This is a genomic window from Sphingomonas faeni (assembly GCF_040407565.1).
In the GTDB taxonomy this organism is placed as follows: Bacteria; Pseudomonadota; Alphaproteobacteria; order Sphingomonadales; family Sphingomonadaceae; genus Sphingomonas; species Sphingomonas faeni_F.
Genome location: NZ_JAPZPR010000002.1, coordinates 507,023 through 515,971, shown reverse-complemented (window position 1 = coordinate 515,971; position 8,949 = coordinate 507,023). Strand labels below are relative to the sequence as shown.

Genomic DNA, 8,949 nt, shown 5'->3' with positions numbered 1-8,949 from the left:
GGGTGGAGCAGCCCGGTAGCTCGTCAGGCTCATAACCTGAAGGTCACAGGTTCAAATCCTGTCCCCGCAACCATCTTAATCTGCAACGCCTCCAAGGGAACACCCGCGGAGGCTTTTTGCGTTTCTGCTCCGGCACATAGCATCCGAATGCAGTGCGTCGATCGACACTCAAACTTCAACCTAGACACACGACACTCTCGCAAGCCTGGACGTACTGAAACAACATCGGTGATCTGACCGGAACACCAATGTTAAAAACGCATTGCTACCGCGTTGGACATCGCGACCGATGGGGGGACAGCGGCCAACCGCGCGCCAGATAAGCCGCGGCAATCTCGATCGCGAGATGCGCGCGCGAGTTGGTCCCTATCATGACGGCGGACCAGGTTAGAACCAGGCCCGGGTGCCTAGCACCAACGCGATCCCGCCGGTTGATTCGGTGTCGGCGCGGGCGTAGCGCCCCGTCTCGCCGTAGCGGTGCTCCCACGACACGCCGGCATAGGGTGCGAACTCGCGCTTGATCTCGTAGCGCAGCCGCAGCCCGAGTTCGGCGGTCGACAGTCCCGCACCGATCCGGCTGCCCGGCATATCCTGCGCCGCGAGGTTCAGTTCGATGCGCGGTTGCAGGATCGCGCGCTGCGTGATGCGCTGATCGTACCAGGCTTCCACACGCGCGAGGATGTTGCCCTTGTTGGAGAGGAATAGCGCGCCTTCGACGTCGAACCAGTACGGCGCGAGCCCTTCGACACCGACCACCGCATAGGTTCGCTTGGCATCTGTCGTGAAATCCTGACGGATACCGGCCTGCAGGTTCCAATAGGGATCGAGCGTACGCGAATACAGCGCCTGGACTTCGGCGTTTTCGACACGATCGCCAAATGTCCCCTCGCCCTCGGACTTTACCACCAACCGGTCGATGTCGCCGCCGAACCAGCCCGTGCCGTCCCAACGATAGCCATCGCGACGGTTGCGCACCTGCACCTCGGCGAGATTGAAGAGGATCTGGCTGAACCGCATGCCGCCATGCTCGTCGCGCATCATGCGGTTGGCCATCGCCATCGTCGCAGGATCATAGAAGCGCGCGGCCGCCAGCGTGGTCGGCGGTGCAGGAGGCCGCGCATCGCCGGCGTCCTGATCGGTGCCGGCCGGTGCCGACATCGGTGCCGTTCCCGCGGTTGGCACAGTGCAATGCCCCATTGCAGCGTGCTTCGAAGAGCAGGGAGCCGCGACCTCGTGCATCGCCATGCCGGGCATCGCCGATCCTGTCTGCGACGATGCGGTGTCGTCGACCGCGCTCGCCTTGCAATGGCCCATGGGGGTGGGATCGGACGGACAGACTGTCGAGGAAACGCCTACGGCTGACCCGGCGGATTTTGTCAGATTTTCACGATCGGCGACCGGCGTGGCCTTTCGTGTCCTGGCCGGCGCCGACGCGGGTTTTCTCAGGGCGGGTTTTTTCGGTGTGACCCTGGATTTAGGCGGCGTCGGTTCGTGCGACATCGCCATGCCCGGCATCGTCATCCCGCGCATGTCGTGCATCTGCGCGCTGACCGGCGTTGTGGTGGCTGGCGTTATCACGGCGGTCGCGAGAAGCAGGGGCAGCATTTTCATGCCGCCGCTCCCGAGTCGCGTTCGAGGAACGCCACTTCGGGACGCACCGTGACGACCTGCATCATCCCCGCATGCATGTGATAGAGCATGTGGCAATGGAACGCCCAGTCGCCGACCGCATCCGCGGTCAGGTCGAAGGTTGCGGTGCCGCCCGGCGCGACGTTGATGGTATGCTTGCGCGGCGCATGATTGCCGTGACCCGTCACCAGTTCGAAGAAATGTCCGTGCAGGTGGATCGGATGCGCCATCATCGTGTCGTTCACCAAGGTCACGCGAACGCGCTCGCCGTGGCGAAACGGGATCGGCGCCTTGACCTCGTTCAGCTTCACCCCGTCGAACGCCCACATATAGCGCTCCATGTTGCCGGTGAGGTGGATCCGCATCTGCCGCGACGGCGCGCGCAGGTCGGGGTTGCGCGCCAGCGCCACCAGATCGCGGTAGACCAGCACCTTGTGCCCCGCGTCGTCTAGCCCTTGCGGCGGCTCGCCGGTGCGATCGACCGGCATCGGCGCGACGGTCTGTACCGTCGGCGTCCTGGGCAGGCCGGGTGCGTTGGAGACGTCGCGCATCGCATCGCTCATCCCGGGCATCGCCGGATCGCCGCCGAGCGGTCGGCCAGGCTTGCAATGCCCCATCGCCGCATGTTCGGGCAGGCAGACCTCGGGAACGGAATCCACCTTGGTGGCATCATGGTCCATCCCGGTCATGCCGGTCATATCACTGCCCATCGCGCCATGATCCATGCCGGCCATGCCGTGCATCCCCATTCCCATGTCCTTCATCGTCGCGAGCGGACGCTTGCGCAGGGCAGGCACGGGCGCCGTCATCCCGACCCGTGGCGCCAGCGTCGCGCGAGTCATGCCCGACCGGTCCCACGCCTCGGCGACCAGCGTGTAGGCGAGGGGCTCGGTCGGCTCGACGATCACGTCGTAGGTTTCGGCGACCGCGATCTGGAACTCGTCGACCGCGACGGGTTTCACGTTCTGGCCATCGGCCTGCACGACCGTCAGCGTGAGCCCGGGTATGCGAACGTTGAAATTGGTCATCGCGGCGGCGTTGACGATGCGCAACCGAACGCGCTCGCCGGGCGTGAACAGCGCGGTCCAGTTATCCGCCGGGCCGTGTCCGTTGACCAGATAGGTGTAGGTTGCGCCGGTTACGTCGGAGACGTCGGTCGGGTCCATCCGCATGCCGCCCCACATCCGCCGCTCGCCGGCCGGCTGGTCCCTGCCCGCGAGCAGGCCGCCGAGGGTCTGCTTCTGATAGTTGAAATAGCCGCCCTGCAGCTTCAGCTTGCGGAAGATCGCGTGTGGATGCAGCGGGCTGTGATCCGACAAGACGATCACGTGTTCGCGGTCCGACAGGATCGGATCGGGCCCGGCGGGATCGATCACGATCGGGCCGTAATGCCCCATCTGCTCCTGCAGCCCCGAATGGCTGTGATACCAATAGGTCCCCGCCTGGATCACCGGAAACTCGTAGGTGAAAATGGTGCGCGCCGGAATGCCGGGGAAGCTGATCCCCGGCACGCCGTCCATCTGGAACGGCACCAGCAACCCGTGCCAGTGGATCGAGGTCTCCTCGTCGAGCGCATTTGTCACTGTGAGGCGGACGGTCTGCCCCTCCTTCAACCGGATCAACGGCGCGGGGACGGTGCCGTTGATGCCGATCGCATGCGAAGGCTTGCCGTCGATCGTCATCATCTGGTGCGCGACGGTCAGCGCGATATCGGTGCCGGAGACGGTCGGGAGCGGAGCTGCGATGCCGGCCGAAACCGGTTGCGCCCAGGCCGGCAGCCAGGGCGCCGCAAGCGCGCCGCCGCCAAGCGTGGCGTCGCGCAGGAAGCGGCGGCGGGTCAGTCGGGTCATGCGGATCCTCGGGCAGGCAGCGATGGCGTGTATCGTTCATACGGCTGCGGGGCGCCAATCCCTCACGCCGGCACGGGATTTATCGCCCGCCGACGCGATCGGCGCCTGTCAGGCGCGATCCGCGTCCAGCAGCGCCCGCGCGCGCCGCACCCGGGTCTCGACCGCTTTCACGGTGATACCGAGCGCCTCTGCCGCTTCGGCATGGCTCAATTGCTCGATCGCGCAAAGTATCAGCGGATCGCGGAGAATCGCGGGCAGCCGGCGGATTCCGGCGAGCGTCCGTGCGAGGTCGTCCCGGTCGATCGCATGGGCCTGCGCGTCCGGCGCGGTATCGGCGATCCGTTCGCCCGCCTCGATGGGCAGCACGCGCGCGAGGAAATGGCGGACGCGTCGCCGCCGATGCCAGTCGCGACATTTGTTGATCGCGATGCGCGCCAGCCATGCTCGCAAGGACCGGCTCGGGTCATAGCGTCCGAGTGCCGCGTGCGCCGATACGAAGCTCTCCTGCAACAGGTCGAGCGCGTCGTCGGGGTCGCCGATTTGTGCGACGATCAGGCGGTATAGCGGTTGCTTGTGGCGTCGCATCAGGCCGGCGAACGCAGGCTGTCGTCCGGCCGGTGGCCCCGTCAGATATCGGGCGACCAGCTCGGCGTCCTCGAGGGCGTCGGAGCCGGCGCTCACCGGGCCCCTCACGGGGCGGGAGTCAGCGCCCGCACCACGACCCGGTCGAACGCCGCCGTCTGGCTGGGACGCATCAGCCGGCGCATGGCGAATACATGCGCGAGCGTCGCCTTCTGCAACGTGCCCATCGTGCGATGCGATCGATCGACCGCCGCGGCGACCGCGGGACCATAGTCATGCTCGCGCGCGATCGCGGCGGCGAGGCGCACATTGTCCGCGCGCAACTGCGCCTCGAGCGCGGTGCGCTGGGTCGCAAAGCGCGCCTCCAGCCCATCGAGCGCGACCTCCTGCTGCGCGTCGAGCGTCACGTCGCGGTGGAGCAGCGCATGCAGTTCGGTGCCATGCGAGCTCGGCGACCTGAGCCAGCCGCCGGCCAGAGCACCGGCCACCAGCACCCCGGCGATCGCCGCGAGAAACGTGCACAGGATGATCAACGCGTTGCGCCGGAATGCGGCGGTCATCGGCCGAGCAGCAATGTGGACGGCGCCAGCGCGCCATCTATGCCGATCGGACTCGCCGCCTGCGCGGGCGTCACGCCAATGCCGAAACCGGTACCGCCGACCAACCCGAGCGCTAGCGCCATCGCCACGGACCATGCGCCGATCATGCGGCCGGCTGCGCGGTCGCGGGCGTTTTCGTCGATCGTCGCGAAGACGATCGTCTCGATATCGTCGAGCGACGCGGGCACCTGCATCGTCGCCAGTCGCGCCAGTCCTTGATCGACAGAATCCTGCATCGCTCGCTCCATTCCCCTTGCAGCCATACGCATTCGGCGGGGCAATCCCTCAACGGTTTCCAGGCGCATGGACGATTGTTGCGCGCCTGCCGAAAAGGTCGGTTCAGGACCGAGCCTGAAACGCTCAGCGCGCGAGGGTTCGCAGGATCCTGCGACTGACCGCGGAATAGAGCTCGACGGCTTTCAGTCGCAGGCTGTGATGCCGGTCATAGGGCTGGAGCGTGATCGGGATGAACGGCGCGAGCTTGTCGGCGATCGTCGTCGGCGAGATCCGCGTGTTGCTCTGGATGACGGCAAACAGGCCCTGACCGTCATCGCCGAGATGCTTGGCCGCATCCCAGTTGGCCAGCCCCTGACCGTCACGACCGGCAAACCATACGCTTTCGTCGGCGTGCAGTTCGGGCATCCCGGGCAGGGGCGGCGCATGATAGGTATCGAGGAGGCCTTCGCGTTCGGCGTTGAGCCAGTAAAGCGTGTATTCGGTCCAGTCGACCATGTAGCGCGCGAGCAGAACGCGCATCCAGTCTTCGCTATATTGCTCCTCGAGCCGACGGTGCAGCGAGCGACACAGTGTCGACGACAACAAGGTTGGCGTCCACCAGAGCGCGCTGCGCTCGAGATGCGGTTCGACGCCGAGCAGCGCCCCCGATGCTTCCCAATACCGCGCTTCGCGCGCCCGGGATTGATAATGGGTGAGGGCGCGCCCGCCGGGCAACAAGGTCGCCTCGTCGAACGGGCGGAGCGCGAACACGTCGGGATCGAACACCATGAAATATTCGGTATCGACCATCTCGCCGGCCGCCAGTTTGATGATCTGCTGCCGGTGCCACGGACGGATCTGATGCGGCGCGTTGAAATCCTTGAACGCCGCAAAGCGTGTCGACTCGTCGACCACGACGACTGGAAAGTCGCTCCAGGCCTTCGCATAATGCTGGGCCGCCTCGAACTCGTCATGCGGCACGACGATCAGGATGCGATCGAACAGCGACGCCCCGGCGAAATGACGCAGCGACGAAAAGAGGATGTCGCACCGCGCGATGTTGTCGGCGTAGTGACGACCCTTGGTCTTCAACGGCAGAATGGCACTAATCGTCATGGCGTGGGGGACCGGCGTTCGATGAGCAGGCGATAGAGCAATTGCGGGATATGCTGTCGCCTGCCGAGCAACATCACGCCGAGGATGCCGGATCCCGCATTGGTGGTCTGGAGAACGAGGTCCCGCGCGACCGGCCGGCGCGTGCCTTCGGCATCGAGCACGAGCACGACCGCGTCGACCGCGGTGGACAGTTCGATACTCTCGAACGATGTCGCGGTCGGCGGGGCCGTCACGATGACATAGTCGAAGTGTGACGCCAGATCGGCGAGCAGTTTGGCATCGAGGCGCCGGTTCGAGCACGCCGCGGTGCCGATGACGCCGGTCGCCATCCCCTCCACCATGTCGATCTGCATTTCGCTCCCCGTCGAGGGCACCGGCGCGCCGTCGGCGAAGCGGACGAGCATCACGCGGCCGGGCGTCCGCCTGTTGAGCGCTGCACCAAGGCCCAAGGCAGCCTCCTGCAAGCTCCGGCGGGAATTCGGCGCGAGCAGCAATACGGTACGCGCGCTGTGCGGGCCATGGCCGTCGATGGCCGCGATCAGGCGGCCGAAGTCTCGCCGGCCCGCGCCGATTGCACCGTCGCGGCGCTGGAACGGTGCATAGAGGACGGGCAGGCCCAGCACCCGCTCCACTTCCTGCGGTGCCAGGAACGTATCGCGCAGGCTGGTGAGGACGAGCAGAACCGCGCCGGCGATCATGATCGCCGCGACGATGCTGCCCGCGACCAGCAGCATCGGCGGATTGCTTCGTTTGCTGGGCGTGGTCGGCGCCTCGATGATCCGGACGTTGGGGCTGCCGGCGCTCGTGGTCTGGTTAAGCTGGACGCGGGCCTGTTCGACCTGCGTCGACAGCGTGCGGAACGTGTCGGCAAGCACGTCGCGGTCGAGCCGCAAGCGCGAGATCGTATCCTGGATCGCGATCAGCTGGTTCAGGCGGGTGCGGGACGCCCCGATCTGGGCATTGAGCGCGGTGCTGCGCGCGGCTTCGCCGGCGATGGTTGCCTTGGCCTGGGTCAGGCGATCCTGCGACGAGTCATAATATTGATTGCGGCCGGTTCGTCGTGTCGCGACGAGGTTGCCTTTCTGGCGGGCGATCGCGGATTGCAGCCCGGCGATCTGCTTGTCGACCTGCACGACGAGCGGCGCGCCGGCCATGTAGCGCGACGCGAGATCGGCGCGGCGGCTCTGCAACTGCAGGACCTGAGCCTGCATCTCGCCGATCGTACGCGCCGATTCGGCATTGTCGGAATAGAGTTCAACCTGCGCGGGGACGCTGCGCGCACCCGATTGCAGCGTGGCGACGCTTTGCCGTCCATCGGCGAGCGATGCTTCGGCATCGAGCTTGTGCTGGCGAAGCAGGTCGTCCTGCTGGACCGCGCCGGCGATCTGCGCGGCGATATCGACGACGTTGTTCTGCTGCTGGTAGACGACGATACCGGCATTGGCGGCATCGAGCTGTGCCTTCACCTTGTCGCGCTGTCCGACCAGGAACGCGACGCGCCCTGACGTCAGGACGTTGGCCCGGGCCTCGAAATACTCGGCAAGCAGGCGACGCAGCATGTCGGCGGCTTTGGCCGGATCGCGCGCGGTGTAGCTCAGTTCGATGACGTTGGCGTCGGTCGCCTTGGTGACATGGAGGTTCGCTTCCAGCGCGTTCAGCTCCGCATTCACTTCGGCGGTCGTTGCGCCAGGCCCGAGCGCCTTGCGCACCAGCGAACGGTGAATCTCCATGCTGGCGAGCAGTTGCATCTCGACATTGACGACTTCGAGCGGATCGAGCGCCTGGTTCGGCGACGGGGCGCTGTTTGCCGACTGCATGTCGTAGATACCCGCACTGAGCGGCAGGAGGCGCGCCTCGGCTCGATAGGTCGGCGGCAGAAGAATTGCCGCGATGACGCCGAGCGCGATGATCGTGCAGAAGACGATCGCAACGACGCGGCGATGGTAGAAGGCACTGTTCAGAAGATCACGCAAGGCCGTCTGATTAGCGGTTCCCGTTCGGTCCTGCAAAGTGTTCGAGGCCGAAAAGTCCAGCATGGTTTCGCAACGCTCCAAAGCCCGCACCATCTGCGTGACACGCCAAGCTTATCTATCAGCGCGATTATTTTTCCGTTAAGCGTTCGCGCCTAGGACGACATCATAGCAACGTCGTACCGAAGGATGTATCGTGAGCGACCAAATCCACCCTCGCCGTCGGTCTGTCGCCGCCGCCAATACGCGGGCGTCGATCGCAGTCGCTGGGATCGTCCTGGCAGCGGTCGCTCCGGCCGGTGTGCCGGCACAGACGCGCGATGCCGCGGCGAACCGGTCCGTTGCAGCCGTCGCTCCCGAATATCGGATCAGTCCAGGCGACGAATTGTCGGTGACCTTTCCCTATAATGCCGAACTGAATCATGACGGTCCGGTTGGTCCCGACGGGCGTTTCACCCTGCCTCAGGTCGGCAATATCGTACTCGCCAACGCCACCGTCGACGAGGCGACCGGGACGATCAGTGCGGCACTGCGTCGGCTGGGCATCGTCGAGAATGCGCGTCCGTCGCTGACGATCCGCCAATACGGCGCCAGCGTCTTCGTCGGCGGTGAAGTGCGCAATCCGGGCGCGGTGCGGCTGGCGAGCGGGATGGATCCGTTACAGGCCGTGATCGCCGCGGGTGGCCTGCTGGATACCGCGAAGTCGAAGCGGATCGTCATCATCCGCCGGGGTGCCGACGGCACGCCGATCCTGCGCTACGTCAATCTGCGCGATTACCTCCGCCACGGCGTCGGTACGGGGATCGAGCCACTGCACGCGCAGGAGGTGGTGTTCGTGCCCAAGTCGTCGATCGCGGAGGCGAACGTCTGGGTGGACCAGTATATCAACCGCCTGCTCCCGTTCAGCCGGAGCCTGAATTACAGCATCGGCAACGGCACGGTGAACACCGTCCCTGCGCGGTGAGCCAAGCCCCGCTTGCCATCCGG

General features: G+C 65.8%; 9 protein-coding genes. 2 read left to right on the top strand and 7 right to left on the bottom strand.

Going from position 1 to position 8,949, the window contains the following annotated elements; all coding sequences use genetic code 11:
* Positions 1-387: 387 nt before the first annotated feature.
* Positions 388-1,158 (bottom strand): copper resistance protein B, encoded by a 771-nt coding sequence (locus O6Y00_RS06775; RefSeq protein ID WP_353441835.1) that lies wholly within the window; start codon positions 1,156-1,158, stop codon positions 388-390.
* An 85-nt stretch (positions 1,159-1,243) separates the two neighbouring features.
* Between O6Y00_RS06775 and O6Y00_RS06770 the strand changes: the two genes are divergently transcribed.
* A complete protein-coding gene (locus O6Y00_RS06770; protein ID WP_353441834.1) occupies positions 1,244-1,663 on the top strand; it encodes a hypothetical protein in 420 nt (139 codons plus the stop codon).
* Here O6Y00_RS06770 and O6Y00_RS06765 read toward each other — a convergent pair.
* The 6 genes from O6Y00_RS06765 to O6Y00_RS06740 form a co-directional block, all read right to left on the bottom strand.
* Positions 1,608-3,479 (bottom strand): copper resistance system multicopper oxidase, encoded by a 1,872-nt coding sequence (locus tag O6Y00_RS06765; RefSeq protein ID WP_353441833.1) that lies wholly within the window; start codon positions 3,477-3,479, stop codon positions 1,608-1,610. The two genes, O6Y00_RS06770 and O6Y00_RS06765, sit on opposite strands and share 56 nt — an antisense overlap.
* Positions 3,480-3,587: 108 nt before the next feature.
* Positions 3,588-4,160 carry an RNA polymerase sigma factor gene (locus O6Y00_RS06760; RefSeq protein WP_435368593.1) on the bottom strand — a complete coding sequence of 191 codons (573 nt, stop codon included), beginning with the start codon at positions 4,158-4,160 and terminating at the stop codon, positions 3,588-3,590.
* An 8-nt stretch (positions 4,161-4,168) separates the two neighbouring features.
* Complete coding sequence (locus O6Y00_RS06755) at positions 4,169-4,621, bottom strand: periplasmic heavy metal sensor (RefSeq protein ID WP_353441832.1); 453 nt, start codon at positions 4,619-4,621, stop codon at positions 4,169-4,171.
* The gene (locus O6Y00_RS06750; RefSeq protein ID WP_353441831.1) at positions 4,618-4,896 is read right to left on the bottom strand and encodes a hypothetical protein; all 279 of its coding nucleotides are present in this window, start codon (positions 4,894-4,896) and stop codon (positions 4,618-4,620) included. The genes O6Y00_RS06755 and O6Y00_RS06750 overlap by 4 nt, the downstream gene beginning before the upstream one ends.
* 124 nt (positions 4,897-5,020) lie before the next feature.
* Positions 5,021-5,992, bottom strand: a complete 972-nt coding sequence (locus O6Y00_RS06745; protein ID WP_353441830.1) for a DUF6492 family protein — start codon at positions 5,990-5,992, stop codon at positions 5,021-5,023.
* Positions 5,989-7,965 carry a GumC family protein gene (locus O6Y00_RS06740; RefSeq protein ID WP_353441829.1) on the bottom strand — a complete coding sequence of 659 codons (1,977 nt, stop codon included), beginning with the start codon at positions 7,963-7,965 and terminating at the stop codon, positions 5,989-5,991. Before O6Y00_RS06740 ends, O6Y00_RS06745 begins: the two co-directional genes overlap by 4 nt.
* Before the next feature lie 193 nt (positions 7,966-8,158).
* On the opposite strand from O6Y00_RS06740, the gene O6Y00_RS06735 reads away from it, so the two are divergent.
* Positions 8,159-8,926, top strand: coding sequence for a polysaccharide biosynthesis/export family protein (locus tag O6Y00_RS06735; RefSeq protein WP_353441828.1), 768 nt, complete (start codon positions 8,159-8,161; stop codon positions 8,924-8,926).
* The last annotated feature ends 23 nt before the right edge of the window (positions 8,927-8,949 follow it).

What these genes read in the sequence shown, in the direction of transcription:
- O6Y00_RS06770 (WP_353441834.1), top strand. Translation starts at nt 1,244, where the DNA reads ATGCCGGGCATCGCCGATCCTGTCTGCGACGATGCGGTGTCGTCGACC.
- O6Y00_RS06765 (WP_353441833.1), bottom strand. Translation starts at nt 3,479, where the DNA reads ATGACCCGACTGACCCGCCGCCGCTTCCTGCGCGACGCCACGCTTGGC.
- O6Y00_RS06745 (WP_353441830.1), bottom strand. Translation starts at nt 5,992, where the DNA reads ATGACGATTAGTGCCATTCTGCCGTTGAAGACCAAGGGTCGTCACTAC.
- O6Y00_RS06775 (WP_353441835.1), bottom strand. Translation starts at nt 1,158, where the DNA reads ATGTCGGCACCGGCCGGCACCGATCAGGACGCCGGCGATGCGCGGCCT.
- O6Y00_RS06755 (WP_353441832.1), bottom strand. Translation starts at nt 4,621, where the DNA reads ATGACCGCCGCATTCCGGCGCAACGCGTTGATCATCCTGTGCACGTTT.
- O6Y00_RS06750 (WP_353441831.1), bottom strand. Translation starts at nt 4,896, where the DNA reads ATGCAGGATTCTGTCGATCAAGGACTGGCGCGACTGGCGACGATGCAG.